Source organism: Kocuria sp. MNB10, from assembly GCF_054073685.1.
Genome location: NZ_CM133411.1, coordinates 539,597 through 553,410 on the forward strand (window position 1 = coordinate 539,597; position 13,814 = coordinate 553,410).

Annotated in this window: 15 protein-coding genes and 1 tRNA gene; 7 read left to right on the forward strand and 9 right to left on the reverse strand. The window is 69.3% G+C overall.

Annotated features, from left to right (window positions below):
• Nucleotides 1-63: 63 nt before the first annotated feature.
• Both ACW9PK_RS02395 and mca read right to left on the reverse strand, forming a co-directional pair.
• Nucleotides 64-432, reverse strand: a complete 369-nt coding sequence (locus ACW9PK_RS02395) for a hypothetical protein (protein WP_260849323.1) — start codon at nt 430-432, stop codon at nt 64-66.
• A complete protein-coding gene (gene mca / locus ACW9PK_RS02400) occupies nt 429-1,346 on the reverse strand; it encodes a mycothiol conjugate amidase Mca (RefSeq protein WP_457016373.1) in 918 nt (305 codons plus the stop codon). The genes ACW9PK_RS02395 and mca overlap by 4 nt, the downstream gene beginning before the upstream one ends.
• Nucleotides 1,347-1,506: 160 nt before the next feature.
• On the opposite strand from mca, the gene ACW9PK_RS02405 reads away from it, so the two are divergent.
• The 3 genes from ACW9PK_RS02405 (at nt 1,507) to ACW9PK_RS02415 (ending at nt 3,150) form a co-directional block, all read left to right on the forward strand.
• The gene (locus ACW9PK_RS02405; RefSeq protein WP_368844459.1) at nt 1,507-2,007 is read left to right on the forward strand and encodes a DUF4307 domain-containing protein; all 501 of its coding nucleotides are present in this window, start codon (nt 1,507-1,509) and stop codon (nt 2,005-2,007) included.
• A 259-nt stretch (nt 2,008-2,266) separates the two neighbouring features.
• Nucleotides 2,267-2,764 carry a transcription elongation factor GreA gene (greA, locus tag ACW9PK_RS02410; RefSeq protein WP_085106982.1) on the forward strand — a complete coding sequence of 166 codons (498 nt, stop codon included), beginning with the start codon at nt 2,267-2,269 and terminating at the stop codon, nt 2,762-2,764.
• Nucleotides 2,765-2,934: 170 nt separating this feature from the next.
• Nucleotides 2,935-3,150 (forward strand): hypothetical protein, encoded by a 216-nt coding sequence (locus ACW9PK_RS02415; protein ID WP_064846168.1) that lies wholly within the window; start codon nt 2,935-2,937, stop codon nt 3,148-3,150.
• 30 nt (nt 3,151-3,180) lie between these two features.
• Here ACW9PK_RS02415 and ilvA read toward each other — a convergent pair whose 3' ends face one another.
• Together ilvA and ACW9PK_RS02425 are read right to left on the reverse strand one after the other, a co-directional pair.
• Nucleotides 3,181-4,428 carry a threonine ammonia-lyase gene (gene ilvA / locus ACW9PK_RS02420; protein WP_457016374.1) on the reverse strand — a complete coding sequence of 416 codons (1,248 nt, stop codon included), beginning with the start codon at nt 4,426-4,428 and terminating at the stop codon, nt 3,181-3,183.
• 150 nt (nt 4,429-4,578) lie between these two features.
• On the reverse strand, nt 4,579-6,003 hold the full coding sequence (locus ACW9PK_RS02425; RefSeq protein ID WP_457016375.1) for an AI-2E family transporter: 1,425 nt from the start codon (nt 6,001-6,003) through the stop codon (nt 4,579-4,581).
• A 72-nt stretch (nt 6,004-6,075) separates the two neighbouring features.
• Between ACW9PK_RS02425 and ACW9PK_RS02430 the strand changes: the two genes are divergently transcribed.
• The gene (locus ACW9PK_RS02430; RefSeq protein ID WP_457016376.1) at nt 6,076-6,678 is read left to right on the forward strand and encodes a nitroreductase family protein; all 603 of its coding nucleotides are present in this window, start codon (nt 6,076-6,078) and stop codon (nt 6,676-6,678) included.
• Nucleotides 6,679-6,783: 105 nt separating this feature from the next.
• On the opposite strand, the gene ACW9PK_RS02435 is transcribed toward ACW9PK_RS02430, so the two are convergent.
• From ACW9PK_RS02435 to ACW9PK_RS02455, 5 genes are all read right to left on the reverse strand, one after another.
• Nucleotides 6,784-7,587, reverse strand: a complete 804-nt coding sequence (locus ACW9PK_RS02435) for a Bax inhibitor-1/YccA family protein (RefSeq protein ID WP_035963708.1) — start codon at nt 7,585-7,587, stop codon at nt 6,784-6,786.
• Nucleotides 7,588-7,699: 112 nt separating this feature from the next.
• Nucleotides 7,700-7,773 (reverse strand) — tRNA-Leu (locus ACW9PK_RS02440).
• Between the two features lie 60 nt (nt 7,774-7,833).
• Nucleotides 7,834-9,219 carry an NAD(P)/FAD-dependent oxidoreductase gene (locus ACW9PK_RS02445; RefSeq protein ID WP_457016377.1) on the reverse strand — a complete coding sequence of 462 codons (1,386 nt, stop codon included), beginning with the start codon at nt 9,217-9,219 and terminating at the stop codon, nt 7,834-7,836.
• A gap of 72 nt (nt 9,220-9,291) precedes the next feature.
• The gene (locus ACW9PK_RS02450; RefSeq protein ID WP_457016378.1) at nt 9,292-10,635 is read right to left on the reverse strand and encodes a S8 family peptidase; all 1,344 of its coding nucleotides are present in this window, start codon (nt 10,633-10,635) and stop codon (nt 9,292-9,294) included.
• A 220-nt stretch (nt 10,636-10,855) separates the two neighbouring features.
• Complete coding sequence (locus ACW9PK_RS02455; protein WP_367402293.1) at nt 10,856-11,806, reverse strand: Ppx/GppA phosphatase family protein; 951 nt, start codon at nt 11,804-11,806, stop codon at nt 10,856-10,858.
• Between the two features lie 137 nt (nt 11,807-11,943).
• Between ACW9PK_RS02455 and ACW9PK_RS02460 the strand changes: the two genes are divergently transcribed.
• From ACW9PK_RS02460 to ACW9PK_RS02470, 3 genes are all read left to right on the forward strand, one after another.
• The gene (locus tag ACW9PK_RS02460) at nt 11,944-12,153 is read left to right on the forward strand and encodes a hypothetical protein (RefSeq protein ID WP_457016379.1); all 210 of its coding nucleotides are present in this window, start codon (nt 11,944-11,946) and stop codon (nt 12,151-12,153) included.
• A gap of 346 nt (nt 12,154-12,499) precedes the next feature.
• Complete coding sequence (locus tag ACW9PK_RS02465; protein WP_368844454.1) at nt 12,500-13,525, forward strand: proton-conducting transporter transmembrane domain-containing protein; 1,026 nt, start codon at nt 12,500-12,502, stop codon at nt 13,523-13,525.
• Nucleotides 13,525-13,809, forward strand: coding sequence for a hypothetical protein (locus ACW9PK_RS02470; RefSeq protein WP_457016380.1), 285 nt, complete (start codon nt 13,525-13,527; stop codon nt 13,807-13,809). Before ACW9PK_RS02465 ends, ACW9PK_RS02470 begins: the two co-directional genes overlap by 1 nt.
• The last annotated feature ends 5 nt before the right edge of the window (nt 13,810-13,814 follow it).

A 13,814-nucleotide genomic window follows, 5' to 3' on the forward strand; every position in this document is an offset into this window, starting at 1 on the left:
TGCGTCGTGCCCAGGAGCGGGGCGCCCGTCGGGTTCGGGCGCAGGCCGGAGCGCCTGTGGCAGTCAGTCGCGGGGCGGACCGTCCCGGCGGTCACCCGCGCGAGGCGGGCGGGCGACATCGCCCTCGCTCGACCCGCCGGTGCGGGACGTGCGCGACGGCGACGCCGCGGCGTCGTCCGCGTAGCCACCCACGTGATCCTCCGCGGCGCGCTGCTCGGCGTACTGGGCGCGGTAGCGCAGTCGCCGGTTACGGCGGTTGAAGTCCATCACGAGCAGGACCACGGCGGCGGCCAGCAGGAACGTCATGAGGAAGCCCACGAGGCCCGGCGAGACCTGGCTGGGGTCCAACCCAGGGCGCAGGGTGTTCTCCGGACTCGGGGCCGGCGTCGCGGCGGTCAGGACGGTCAGCAGCGTGGGCACGGGAAGGCTCATTTCCGGGGGGTCGAGGCAGCGTCGGTGACGCCCGCGAACAGATCCGTCTCGGGCAGGGAGGTCTCCACGCGGGAGTCCGCGAGCGTGTAATCCTCCCACGGCCACACTTCGGCCTGGGTCTCGGCGGAGACCGCGAAGAACAGGCTCTTGGGGTCCACCTGGGTCCGGTGGCTGCTCAGGGCCGCGTCCCGGACGGTGAACTGGTGCGCGCACTCGATCTTGGTGGTGGTCTCGTGGCGCGGCATGGGCGGGCGGTGACCCTCCGGGTCCGACTCCTGGATCGCGGCGATGCGCTGGGCGTACGGGGACTGCAGTCCGCGGGCCTCGAGGGCCTCGTGCAGTGCGATGAACCGCTCCACGTTGAACGCGCGGTCGTAGTACAGCTTGGACGGGGTCCACGGCTCACCCGTCCCGGGGTAAGCCTCCGGATCACCCGCGCGCTGGTACGCCTCCATGGCCACGTTGTGGGTCTGGATGTGGTCCGGGTGCGGGTAACCGCCGTTCTCGTCGTAGCTCAGGATCACGTGCGGGCGGAACTCACGCACCAGCTGCACCACGGGGGCCGCGGCGCGTTCGAGGGGCTGCAGGGCGAAGCAGCCCCACGGCAGCGGGGGCAGCGGGTCCCCCTCGGGCAGACCGGAGTCCGTGAACCCGATCCACCGGTGCTCCACGCCCAAGGCCTTCGCGGCCGCGGCCATCTCGTGACGACGCAGCCCGGGCAGGTCACGCTCGGCCCAGACGTCCCCCTCCATCTCAGCGTTGAGGATCGAGCCGCGCTCGCCACCGGTGCACGTGGCCACCATGACGCGCGCGCCCAGCTGGGCGTAATGTGCCATGGTCGCGGCACCCTTGCTGGACTCGTCGTCCGGGTGGGCGTGGATGGCCAACAATCGAAGCTGTGAATAATCCGTCACCGAACGGATGCCTCCAAGACGTCATCGCGGGAAAAATGCAATCCCCGGTATCTTACGCCGCTCGTGCCGCCGGAGCTGTCGTGCCCATCACGGCTGCCGCGCACCGCACGGCGACCGGCCTCCCAGAAACCGCACACGCGCGCTGGGTACAGTGGTCGCTATGAGTTCTGCCATGCCCCGGCCTACCTCCCGGCCGGAGACGGGCGCCACTGCCCCCGGCACCTCCGCGACCCAGCGGGCGCTCGCACAGCGCTACGGGACCGGACACCGCGCCGTCGCCCGCTCCCCCCGCCGCGGGCCCAGCACCCGTGGCTGGATGCTGATCGCGGCCGCGGCCACGCTGGTGGCGGCGCTGTTCGTGGTGTGGATCGTGTGGGGCAACTCCCAGCGGCCCGTGTTCAAGGACGTGAGCTTCCAGATCACGGACTCCGCGCACGTGTACGCGGACTTCGACCTCACCAAGGACCCCGACCAGACCGTCACGTGCGCGGTGCAGGCCCTCAACGAGCAATACGCCGTGGTGGGTTGGACCGAGGTCATGATCGGCCAATTGCCGGACGACCAACTCAACGGCCGCACGAGCACCCACCGGGTACCCCTGCGCACCACGAACCTGGCCACCACAGCGGGGGTCGACTCGTGCTGGGAGAGTGCTGGCTGAGCCTCCCGCGGTGGTCGGGTAATTCCTGACTGACCATCCGCGCAGCTTCGGACCGGCCACATCCGTGACGGGAACCATGACGTCTGATTGCACGACCCACCGCACCCCGCACGCGCTTTGGGCCGCGGGCGCGGACTCCACTAGACTGGACAGAGATCACATCCCCGACCCGGACGCGCTGGGCCACTCGGCTCGCCCCGGGGCGGGGTTTTTCTACACGTGTCCGTCAGGGCGACGGACACCAGAGAACGGAGGCACCGTGGCTACTAATGAGGGAGCCTGGCTCACCCAGGAAGCCTACGACCGGCTCAAGAAAGAGCTTGACCACATCTCCGGGCCGTACCGCCAGGAGATCGTGGACCGGATCGAACAGGCGCGTTCCGAGGGTGACCTCAAGGAGAACGGCGGCTACCACGCTGCACGCGAGGAGCAGGGCAAGAACGAGGGCCGGATCGCCCAGTTGACCCAGCTGCTCGAGAACGCCCAGGTGGGCGAGGCCCCCGCGGACGACGGCGTGATCGAGGCCGGCATGGTCGTGACCGCGGAGATCGCGGGCGACGAGATGACCTTCCTCATGGGTTCCCGCGAGGTCGCCGAAGACCTCACCGGCGGTTCGGACCTCGAGGTCTTCTCCGAGCGCTCTCCCATGGGTGCCGCGATCAACGGCCACAAGGTCGGTGACACCGTGAGCTACAAGGCCCCGAACGGCAAGGACATCACGGTGAAGATCCTGAAGGCCAAGCCCTTCAGCCGCTGATCGACCCCGGTTCATCACGAAGGCCACCTCGCCCGTGCGAGGTGGTCTTCGTCGTGCGCGACCCGATGCGGCCCAGGAGTCTTACGCGGCTCGACACGGTCCATGAGTCGCCCGGGTGTGGCCCGTAGGATCGAAGCACGCCCCGTCGAGCCCCGCTAGGAGTTTCCCCCGTGGTCACACACTGGAACCGGACCCCCAACTCGTGGACGGTCCCGCTGATCATCCTCACCGCGCTGCTGGGGATCGCCGCGATCGTCGTGCACTTCCTGGGTCAGGACGACCCCGCACTGAACGCGACCGGCGGCCTGCGCAACATCCTGTGGTTCGCCACCTTCGTGGCCGCGTTCGTCACGTACTTCACGGCCCGGCGCGGACGACGCCGCTGACGCACGCGCGCCGCGCGGGTCACCTCCCGCTCAGTGCACCACCACGGGTCGGTAGCCGTGGGACTCCAGGGCGTCGATCACGTGATCACAGTGCCCGTGGCCCTTGGTCTCCATGTCAATCGTGATGGACACGTCCCCCATGGACAACGAGCCCCCGATCCGGGTGTGATTCACCCCGGTCACATTGGCGTCCATGTCCGCGATGATCTGCGAGATCTGGGCGAGCTCACCGGGGCGGTCCGTGAGCATCATCTTGATGGTCATGTAGCGCCCCGCCGCGGAGAGACCCCGCTGGATCACCTTGAGCATCAGCATGGGATCGATATTGCCGCCCGAGAGCAGCACGACAGTGGTCCCCAGATCCGGGTACTCGCGCTTGAGCGCCCCCTCGAGGATCGCCGCCACACCCACGGCCCCCGCGGGTTCCACGACCATCTTGTTGCGCTCGAGCATGAAGATCAGCGCCTGGGCGAGCGAGTCCTCGGAGACCGTGACGACGTCGTCCGCGAGATGGCGGATCACGTTGAACGGCAACTGTCCGGGCCGGCCCACGGCGATGCCGTCCGCGATGGTGGAGACCTTGGACAGCGTGACGATCGCGTCCCCGGCGAGTGAGGGCGGGTAGGCCGCGGCGTTCTCCGCCTGCACCCCGATGACCCGGATGTCCTTGCCCTGCTCCTGTGCCTTGGCCTTCAGCGCCACGGACACTCCCGCGAGCAGGCCTCCCCCGCCCACACCGGCGATGACGGTGTCCACGGTGGGCAGCTGGTCGAGGATCTCCAGACCCAGGGTGCCCTGGCCGGCGATGATGTCCGGGTGATCGAACGGGTGGACGAACACCGCGCCGGTCTCATCCGCGTAGCGCTGGGCCTCTGCGAGCGCCTGGTCCACGTTCGACCCGTGCAGCACGACCTCCGCACCGTGGTCCTGGGTGGCCGCGATCTTTGGCAGCGCCGCTCCGCGGGGCATGTAGATCCGCGCCGTGATCCCCAGTTTGGCCGCCGCGAGCGCCACACCCTGGGCGTGGTTGCCCGCCGACGCCGCCACGACGCCCCGTCGCTTCTCCTCGTCCGAGAGCTGGGCCATGCGCACGTACGCACCGCGGACCTTGAACGATCCCGCACGCTGGAGGTTCTCGCACTTGAGGTACACCTCGGAACCGAGCATGCGGGACAGCGCGCGCGAGTGCGCGAGCGGCGTCATCTCGATCACCCCGTCGAGCAAATGCGCGGCGTGGCGGACGTCGGCCACCGAGACGGGCAAATCAGTGAGGCCCACAGAGAACTTCTTTCGTGGTAGTCGGCCGTTGCGGCTCGTTCGAAACGCGCGAACCCGGGGTGGATCACGACCTCGAGGCTCGGCGCGGACACACAGAACGCGGCGTCCGGGGTGAGGACGCCGCGTTCCATGGTATTACGCCGTGCGGGACTAGACGTTCCGGGAGTCCCCCGAACCCACCTCGTCCGCCTCGATGGACGCGTTGTGCTTGGTTTCCTTCTTGTGCTTCTCCTCGCGCTTCTTCTCCGCGTTCTGGCGCTCACGATGGCGCTTGCCGCGGAAACGCTGCAGCTGGGCCATGACCTGTTCGCGCGTGAGGTCCTGCTTCTTGGCTGCCTTCTTGATCTCCCACGGGTACATGAAGGGCTGCCATGCGATCTCCTCGTCCCGCTCCCAGGCGCGGCTGCCGAGGTAGCGGATGATCGTGTTGAGCATGGCCATCAGGGGCACGGCGAACAGCGCACCGGCGATCCCGAAGAGCACGCTACCGGCGGCCACCGCCAGGAACACGGCCACGGGGTGCAGGGCCACGGCCTTGCCCATCACGAGCGGCTGCAGGACGTTGGACTCGACCTGCTGGACGAGCAGCACCACACCGAGCATGGCGAGCGCGATACCGGGCCCGATCGCCACGAGGGCCACCAGGACGGCCACCGCACCGGTCAGCACGGCACCCACGATGGGGATGAAGGACGCCAGGAACACCAACACACCGATCGGCAGCGCCAGCGGCACACCCAGCAGGAACGCACCAAGCCCGATACCCACGGCGTCCACGAACGCCACGAACACCTGGATGCGCACGTACTGCGCGAGCGAGATCCAGCCCTTGCGCCCGGCACCGTTCACGGCGGGGCGGGCGCGGCGGGGGAACAGTTTGACCATGAACAGCCAGATGTTCTCGCCGTCCATGAGGAAGAACAGCAGGACGAACAGCATGATGATCATGCCCGTGACGATGCTGGTCGCCGTGGAGCCGAAGGTCATCGCGCCGGAGAGGATGGCGTCCGAGTTGCGCTGCAGCGTGGCCCCGATGTCCGAGAGCCACTGGTTGATGTTGTCCGTGGAGATGTTGAGGGGGCTGTCCTCCAGCATTCCGATCAACTGCTGGAAACCGGCCACCGCGCTGTCGGAGAGCTGTGCGAAACCGGCGATCATCTGCTGACCCGCGAGCACCAACAGGCCCAGGACCCCCAGGATCAGTCCGAGCTCCACGGTGATCGCGGCCAGCGCGGACGGGAAGTGCTTGGAGCGCAGCCAGCGGACGGCCGGCGAGAGCAACCCCGCGAGCAGCGCGGCCAACAGCACCGGGATGAACACGGTGGTCACGTGGCTCAGCAGCCACCCCACCACACCCACACCGGCGATGATGAGCAAGATCCGCCACGACCACGCGGCCGCGATCCGGACCGGGGTCGTGACCATGGTCCGCGCGTCAGGGGCGCTGGGCCCCGTGGAGGGGGGCGACGCGCCGTCGTGCTGGGTGACGAGTTCGGAGGACGTGTCGGACTGGGGACGTTTGACCACGGGGTTCGGGGATGAGCCCGCGTGGGACGTCGTAACACTGGATGACATGCCCTTATCATGACACCATCGCGCAACGTGCTGATACCGGCGTGCGGGGCCGAGGGTGACAAAATGGGCGTCATGTCCACCACACTGCTGCGCGTCCTGTCCCAACGCCGCCCCGCGAGCGTCCTGACACAGGAGGCCCCGCGGCGCGAGGAGCTCGAGGCCATCCTGCGGGCCGCCGCCGGCGCCAAGTACGACGAGCGCCCCACGGGTTGGCGCGTGGTTGCGACGAGCGGGCAGGCCGCGTCCCTGCTGGCCGCGGCCATGGCGGGCCTCACGTCCGTCCCCGCCCTCTCGGGCCCCGTCCCCCGGTTGAAGGGTCGCAAGATCCGGGTCCTGGCCGCGTATCGCGGGAGCCTGCAGTGGGCGTCCCGGGGCGGGGTGGCCCTGGCCATCATCTTCCGCCACCACCCGGAACTGCCGCAGTCCAAGAAGGACCAGCGCGGGGACGTGTACGCCGCCCGCGGGATCCTCGAAGCCGCGTTCTACGCGCAGGGATGGGCCACCGTCTGGTCCCATCGCGAGCCCTACGACCGGGACGTGGTGCGCGAGTTCTACGGTCTGGACGAGCACGAGGAGATCCTGGGCTGGCTGTTCGTGGGACGAGCCGCGAGCAATAACATCCCCGCCCGCGCGATCAACCTGCCCCCGCGCGAACTCGAGATCCGCTACATGTGAACGATCCCCACAACGCGAGAAGCGGCGACCCACTGGGCCGCCGCTTCTCATTCCGGCGTACGTCACCGGGCCCTGAGGGCCCCGAGCGACGCGCGGGGATGGGAGTCAGTCGCTCATGGAGCGGATGATCGAGAGCACGCGCAGGATCTCCACGTAGGCCCAGATCAGGGTCACGGTCAGCCCGAACGCCGCGGACCATGCCGCCTTCTTGGGAATACCGCGCTTGACGCCGTCGCTGATGTTCTCGAAGTCGAGCACGAAGCTGTAGACGGCCAGCAGGATGGCGATCGCGCCCACGAACAGCCCCAGCGGGATGCCGAAGATCGTGGCGTCGTAGCGCATGTTGTAGCCGCCCAGCAGGCTCGTGCCCAGGTTCACCAGGGCGAACAGGGCGTAGGCCAGCAGTGCGACCATGAAGAACTTGGTCACGCGCGGGGAGGAGCGCAGCACGCCCACCTTGTAGAGCACCAGCACGGAGACGAACACCGCCAGGGTGCCGATCACCGCCTGGACCACGATGCCCGGGTAGGCGCCCTCGAACATGCGGGAGATGCCACCCAGGAACAGGCCCTCGGCGAGCGCGTAGAGCGTGATCAACAGCGGGCTGGGCTCACGCTTGAACGCGTTGACCAGACCCAGCACGAGACCCACGATGGCGCCCGGCAGCGCGAGCACCGGGGCGACCCAACCCACCACGGCCGTGACGATTACGCAACCGAGCACGAGCGAGGTGCGCATGACGACGTCGTCGTAGCTCATGCGTCCGGTGCGGTCCGGACCCGCGGCGGGCGCGTTGTAGAGGTTCTCCAGGTTCTCGGGTGAGTAACGGGGGTCGCGGGAGATATCCGGGGTGGTCGCGGTGCCGTTCTTCTTGTTGAAGTCGCGTAGCAGTGGGTTTCCGCCGGCCATGGGACGTCCTTTCGAGGCGTGGGCGAGCTGTTCGTTCAGCCTAACATTGACGCGTCACAGGAACCTGGGAGTTTGTGCTGAGCGAACAGGGCCCCCGCGGGTGCGGAATCGGTGCCCCCACTGGGACTCGAACCCAGACTGAGCGGATTTTAAGTCCGCTGCCTCTGCCGATTGGGCTATGGGGGCGTGACCGAGCCGGTGAGTCCGCGCGGGTGCGCGGGCCCACCGGCTCGGTGCGATGGAGTGTTACAGGCTCGCCTTCTCGGCCGGGACGTCCGCGCCCGCGGCCTTCTGGAAGGCACGGCGGGGGTCCCGCAGGTGACGCAGCGGGGTGGTGTCACGACCGAAGAGCAGGTTCACTCCCCACTCCGTGAACACCCGCACCTTGCGCTCCACCGTGGGGATCGCGTACCCGTGGTAGAGGCGGTGCATGGCCCACGCTGGCAGACCGCCGAGGTCGATGCCGCGGATGGTGGCGGCACCCTTGTACAGACCCAGACCCGCCACGGACCCGAGGTTCTCGTGATAGTAGTCCTCGAGCGGCTCGCCCTTGTGCGCGGCCATGATGTTCTTGGCCATGGTCGCGGCCTGGCGCACGGCGTGCTGCGCGTTGGGGACGCAGAACCCGCCGGGGCCGGCGCCCGTGAGATCCGGGACGGCGGCGATGTCACCGGCGGCCCAGGCACCCTCGAAGGGCCCGTCGTCGCCGGTCACGCGCAGGTCCGCGCCCACGCGCACGCGTCCGCGGTCGTCGATGGGCAGGTCGCTGTTCTTGGCGAAGGACGCAGCCTGCACGCCGGCCGTCCAGATCAGGGTGTCCGTGGCCATCTCGCCGGCCGGGGACTTGTCCTGCATGTTGATGAGCTTGACCAGGTCACCGTCCACCTCGGACAGGGACGTGTTCAGCAGCACCTCGATGCCGCGGGCACGCATCTCGGCCACGACCTTCTCGGCACGATCCTCGGAGACCTCGGGCATGATCCGGCCCATGGCCTCGACCAGCACGAAGCGCAGGTCCGAGACCTTCAGGAGGTCGTTGCGCTGCACGGCCGAACGCGCCATGTCCTCGAGCTCGGCGATGGTCTCGGAACCGGCGTAGCCGCCGCCCACCACGATGAAGGTCAGCGCCTTGCGCTTCTCGTCCTCGTCGTTGGTGAGGGAAGCCACCTCGATGCGCTCGAGCACCCAGTTGCGCACGGACACGGCCTCTTCGATGGTCTTCATGCCGATGGCCTTGTCCGCGAGCCCCGGGATGGGGAACGTGCGGGTGTTGGAACCGCCGGCGAGCACGATCTCGTCGTACGTGAGCTCGAACTCGGGGCCCTCGTCGATGCCGTGGACGGTGACCGTACGGTTGGCGTGGTCGATGCTCTCCACGCGGCCGGTGATCAACTCGCAGTCGGCCAGGTGCTGACGGTGCGGGATCACGGCGGAGCGCGCCTCGATGTTGCCGGCCGAGACCTCGGGCAGGAACGGGAGGTAGGTCATGTACGGGTTGGGGTCCACCACCGTGACCACGCCGCCGGACTCCTTAATGCGGGTCTGCAGCTTCTGCGCCAGTGTGAAACCGACGTAACCGCCACCCACGATGAGAAGGCGCGAACGGTCCTTAGCAAGTTGATTGAAAGCCATACCCGAAAGTTTACTCACCGTGGCACGGTTTTGCCGACGCGGTGTCAGCGGCCCGGTGAGTTGATCGTGAAATCAGCGCGAGAGCCTGCGGATGTGCAGGACCGCGGCTACGGTGAGGCCCGCGACGATCACCCCGAAGCTGACGAGGATCACCACGGGTAGCGCGCCGGTCTCGTTGAGGGGTGCCTGCGCCACGGGCGGGGTGGCCTCCCCGGTCACCTGCCGCGTGTCCGGCGCGGGCGGGGTCGGGGAGCTGCTCGGGGTGGGTGTCTGCGAGGGCGGGCGGTTCTGCGCAATCCATTGCCGCACGCTGCCCAGGGGATTGGTGTCGGAGATCCGGACGTCGTCCTCTACGGCCGCGCGTACATCCAGGATCCCATACCCGTAGAGCGGGTCCTTGCCATGCGCTCCCGCGTCGTGCGCGGTGTCCACGATCCGCTGGGCGATCCCAGCGGCCGTGAGGTCGGGGTGCTTCTGCTTGATCAGCGCCGCTGTCCCGGCCACGAGGGGCACAGTGGCGGAGGTCCCGGACCACCGGGCGTAGCCGTCCCCCGGGATCGCACCCACCATCTCCTCGCTGGGCCCGGCCACCGCGATCGAGATGCCCTGGGAGGACGAGTCCCAACTCGCCGTGCGCGACCGGTCCACGCCGCCCACGGACAGCACCCCCGGAATCGTGGCGGGCGCCCCCACCTGGTTGAGCCCCGATCCCCGGTTGCCCGCCGCCGCGACCACGAGAACACCCTTCTCCTCCGCGTACGCGAACGCCGAGTCCCATGCGGGGGGCCAGCCCGTGGCGTTCGAGCCCAGGGACATGTTGATCACGTTCGCGCCGTGGTCCACGGCCCAACGCACGGCGTCCGGGATCTGTTCGTCGATGTCGCGGGCGCCGGGGTGTTCGCTGCCCACCCACAGGGACACGGGCAGGATCTCCGCCTCCGGGGCCACGCCGATGATGCCCCGCGTGCCACCCGGACCGTCCGGGTTCTCGGATCCGTGACCGCGTCCCGCGGCGAGCGAGGCCACCAGGGTCCCGTGTTCGGGTTCCGCGCCCAGGCCCTCCTGACCGTTCGCGCGGCCCACGCCCGAGACGTCCGTCCCCTCACCGACCGCGCCCCGCAGATCCTGGTGGGAGCCGTCTACGCCGGTGTCGATCACGGCGATCTTCACGCCCTTGCCGGTCGAGGACTTCCACGCGTCCCGCACGCCGTAGTCGTCCAGCCAGTACTCCTCCTTGCGCACGTCCACCGGCTCCACGGGGACCTTGCCGTTCGGGGGCGGTGCCACGGGGGTCTCCACGGGCACCGACGGCGCAGGCATGGGTTCCACCGCGAGCGCCGGGGCGACACCGGTCCCGCCGAGCAGCAGGCCCACCGCGGCGAGTGACAGCGCGCAGCGTGTTCTCAGCCGTCCCATGATGCCTCTGCTTTCCCGCGCTGCACGCGCGTCTTCGACCGCTCCCGGCGGCCGATGTACCGGACCCCCGCCCGGCGTCACGACGACGTCGCCCGCTGACCCGTCCACTCCGGCTCGCTTCCGCTCCGGGCCCGTCCACACCGGGTGCCGGCGCGGGCGTCCGCTCCCCCGCGCGCCCGCAGGTGGTGTGCCGGGGTGCGACGGCGACTGGCCCGTGATCTCAGGCCGCGAGGGACAGGGCGATTCCGTCCAAAATATCGTGTTCGCTCGCGGTCACGGTGCTGACGCGCCCGTTGGTCGCGTCCGAGACACGTTCGATGATCCGGCGCCACACGAGCGCACCCGCCCCGATGACGTCCACGCGGCCCTCGTGCATGAACCCGAGCTCGGCGCGTTCCTCCCGCGTCATCCCGGTCAGGTCCCGGCACGCCCGGATAACGACGTCGCTGCCCAGGACGCTGCCGTTGATCCGGTCCTCGTCGTAGCGGCTCAGACCCATGGCCATGGCACTGACCGTGGTGACCGTCCCGGCGACACCAACGAGCCGGGTGGTCAGTTCGAGCGGTACGGTGCGGGCCACGGTGTCCATGGCCTCGTCCACGTCCCGCAGCACGAGACGTTGCTGTTCCTCGGTGGGCGGGTTGGACCCCAGGTGGCGTTCGGTCATGCGCACGCACCCCACGTCCACGCTGCGGGCGGCGATCACGTGATCCGGGGAGCCCAGGACGCACTCGGTGGAACCACCGCCCAGGTCCACCACGAGCACGCGGTCATCCGGGGTCAGGCCCGCGGCCGCATTGAGCGCGCCGCGGAATGACAACGCCGCTTCCTCGTCACCGCTCACGACCTCCGGGGTCACCCCCAGGCGGGACCTGATCCCGTCCACGAAGACCTGCCGGTTGCCGGCGTCGCGCGTGGCGGACGTGGCCACGAACCGGACGGCGTCCACCTTGTGCTTGGTGATGAGCCGGGCGTACTCCTCGGCGGCGGCGAAGGTCCGCTCCAGGGCGGCCTCGGCGAGCCAGCCGGTGGCGTCCACACCCTGGCCCAGGCGCACGATGCGCATCTCGCGCACCCTGTCCTTGAGCTCGAGGTGGCCGTCCTTGTCCTTCACGTCCGCGATGAGCAGACGGATGGAGTTCGTACCGCAGTCGATGGCCGCAACGCGCATGGGTGATGGATCCTCGGTTCGGTGGGAGCGTGCCGGTTGACCGGCCCGGCACCAATTTACCCGCGTCGCGGGGCACTTCCGCCCCCTCCCCCGTAAATCACCTGCGCAGCCCGTGACCCGCGATCCGAGGAGCCGATGTGTTCGAGATCCTGCTCACCGCGGTCTTCGTGGTGCTCCTGGTTGATGTCGTGGTCGCGTTCGTGGTCACGGCCCGCCGCCCCGTCACCGACCGCTGGCTGTTGTCGCTGCTGCTGAGCGGTACCACCGGCGCCGCGCTCGTGGCGCTGCTGACCGTGCTGCTGGGCCCGCGGCGTCGTCGCGATTCCCGGACGTGGCCGTGGTGCTGATCGGGCTGGCCTCGCTCACGGCCGTCGTCCGACTGACCGCGGCGCGCACCCCCCCGGTGCCGCTCGGGGCGCGAGGACGAGCCCCGCGCCGCTTGGAGGCGGTGACGGCGCATGATCACCGGCCTCAGCGCCGTCCTGATCGTGTGCGGAGTGTTGTTCTTCACCGCGGGCACGGCAGATGAGCCCAGCGCGCCCGGCACCGCGGACCCGAGGCGGCCCGCCCCGTGACCGAACTCATCGCCCTCGACGTGGCCCTCGGCGTCGCCGTGCTCGCGACCACCGCGGCCACCGTGCTCCCCCGCGCGCAGCGTGCAGGCCATGTCCTTCCTGGGTCTGGGGGGTGCTCATGATCCTCGTGTGGCTGCGGCTGGGCAGCTCGGACTCCGGCGGTGCGTTTCAGTCCGGGGCTGTGCTGGCAGGCGCGCTCATCCTGCTGCGCAGCGCCGGGGTGCCCCTGGACCGGCTGACCGGCCGGTGGCTACGGCCCCTGCTGATCGTGGGCATGATCGGTTTCATCCTGACCGGGGCGCTGGCCGTCTCGCTCGGTGACGCGCGGCTGGGGTGGTCCCCGGAATGGTCCTTCGCGGCCATGCTCATCGTGGAGATCGCGCTGACCGCCGGGATCGTGCGTGTGGTGGACGACGTGTACGGGATCCACGTGGCCTCGGAACTGGGCGTGCTCACCCCGTTGCTGATCGTTGCGTGCTTAACCATCCTGTACGGCTCCTACCAGGCCCTGCGCCAGGAGGACCTCAAGAAGCGGCTCGCGTACTCCACCGTCTCGCACGTCAGCTACGTGGTGGTCGGGATCTCCCTGGTCACGCTCGCGGGGACCACGCGCGGTGTGGTGCACCTGGTGCACCAGGGACTCATGAAGATCGCCCTGTTCTTCTGCGCGGGACTGTTCGCCGAGGCCCTGGGCATCACCAAGCTTTCGCAGATGCACGGTCTGGGTCGGCGCATGCCGTGGACCTCCGCGGCCTTCACCGTGGGCGCTTTCGGCATGATCGGTCTGCCCGTGACCGCCGGTTTCGTGTCCAAGTGGATGCTGGGCCTGGGTGCCCTGGAGTCGGAACACCCCTGGGTCGTGGGCGTGCTGATCGCCTCGTCTCTGCTCAACGCCATGTATTTCCTGCCGGCGGTCTACCACATGTGGTTCCGCGACCCCGCTGACCAGGATGCTTCCCCTGCGACGTCCGGCGGCAGCACGGCCGCGCAGCCCGGTGCGACCGTCGTGATGCGGGAACCGGCCAGCCTGCTGGTGCCCACCGTGATCACCGCGGCCGCGTCCGTGTTCGTGGGTCTCGCGGCATCGCTCGAGTTCGCTCCGCTGCAGATCGCCCGCCAGGTTGCAGAGGGGGTGCTCGGCTGATGCTCTTCGCCCTCACGTTCCTGGTCCCGATCGCGGTGGTCGCCGTCGTGGTGCTCGCGGGAGTGCTCCCGGCACAGCGCGCGGCGCCCGTGCGCCGCGGCGCCGCCCTATGTGCCCCACTGGCCGCGGTGCCGGCCGGGCTGCTGGCGGTGCTCGGTGGCGGCGAGTCCGTGGACGTCCCGTGGTTGTTGTTCGGCACCCGCTTCTCAGTGGACGCCGTGGTCCGGCCCCTGTTGTTGATCGCCGCGCTGCTGTACGGCGGGTCCCTGCTGGCCCTGACGTAGCTCAA

Excerpts from the sequence above, each read along its gene's own strand:
- ACW9PK_RS02395 (WP_260849323.1), bottom strand. The coding sequence starts at position 432 with ATGAGCCTTCCCGTGCCCACGCTGCTGACCGTCCTGACCGCCGCGACG.
- ACW9PK_RS02455 (WP_367402293.1), bottom strand. The coding sequence starts at position 11,806 with ATGCGCGTTGCGGCCATCGACTGCGGTACGAACTCCATCCGTCTGCTC.
- ACW9PK_RS02435 (WP_035963708.1), bottom strand. The coding sequence starts at position 7,587 with ATGGCCGGCGGAAACCCACTGCTACGCGACTTCAACAAGAAGAACGGC.
- ACW9PK_RS02425 (WP_457016375.1), bottom strand. The coding sequence starts at position 6,003 with ATGTCATCCAGTGTTACGACGTCCCACGCGGGCTCATCCCCGAACCCC.
- ACW9PK_RS02465 (WP_368844454.1), top strand. The coding sequence starts at position 12,500 with ATGATCCTCGTGTGGCTGCGGCTGGGCAGCTCGGACTCCGGCGGTGCG.
- ACW9PK_RS02470 (WP_457016380.1), top strand. The coding sequence starts at position 13,525 with ATGCTCTTCGCCCTCACGTTCCTGGTCCCGATCGCGGTGGTCGCCGTC.
- ACW9PK_RS02430 (WP_457016376.1), top strand. The coding sequence starts at position 6,076 with ATGTCCACCACACTGCTGCGCGTCCTGTCCCAACGCCGCCCCGCGAGC.
- ACW9PK_RS02450 (WP_457016378.1), bottom strand. The coding sequence starts at position 10,635 with ATGGGACGGCTGAGAACACGCTGCGCGCTGTCACTCGCCGCGGTGGGC.
- ACW9PK_RS02405 (WP_368844459.1), top strand. The coding sequence starts at position 1,507 with ATGAGTTCTGCCATGCCCCGGCCTACCTCCCGGCCGGAGACGGGCGCC.
- ACW9PK_RS02445 (WP_457016377.1), bottom strand. The coding sequence starts at position 9,219 with ATGGCTTTCAATCAACTTGCTAAGGACCGTTCGCGCCTTCTCATCGTG.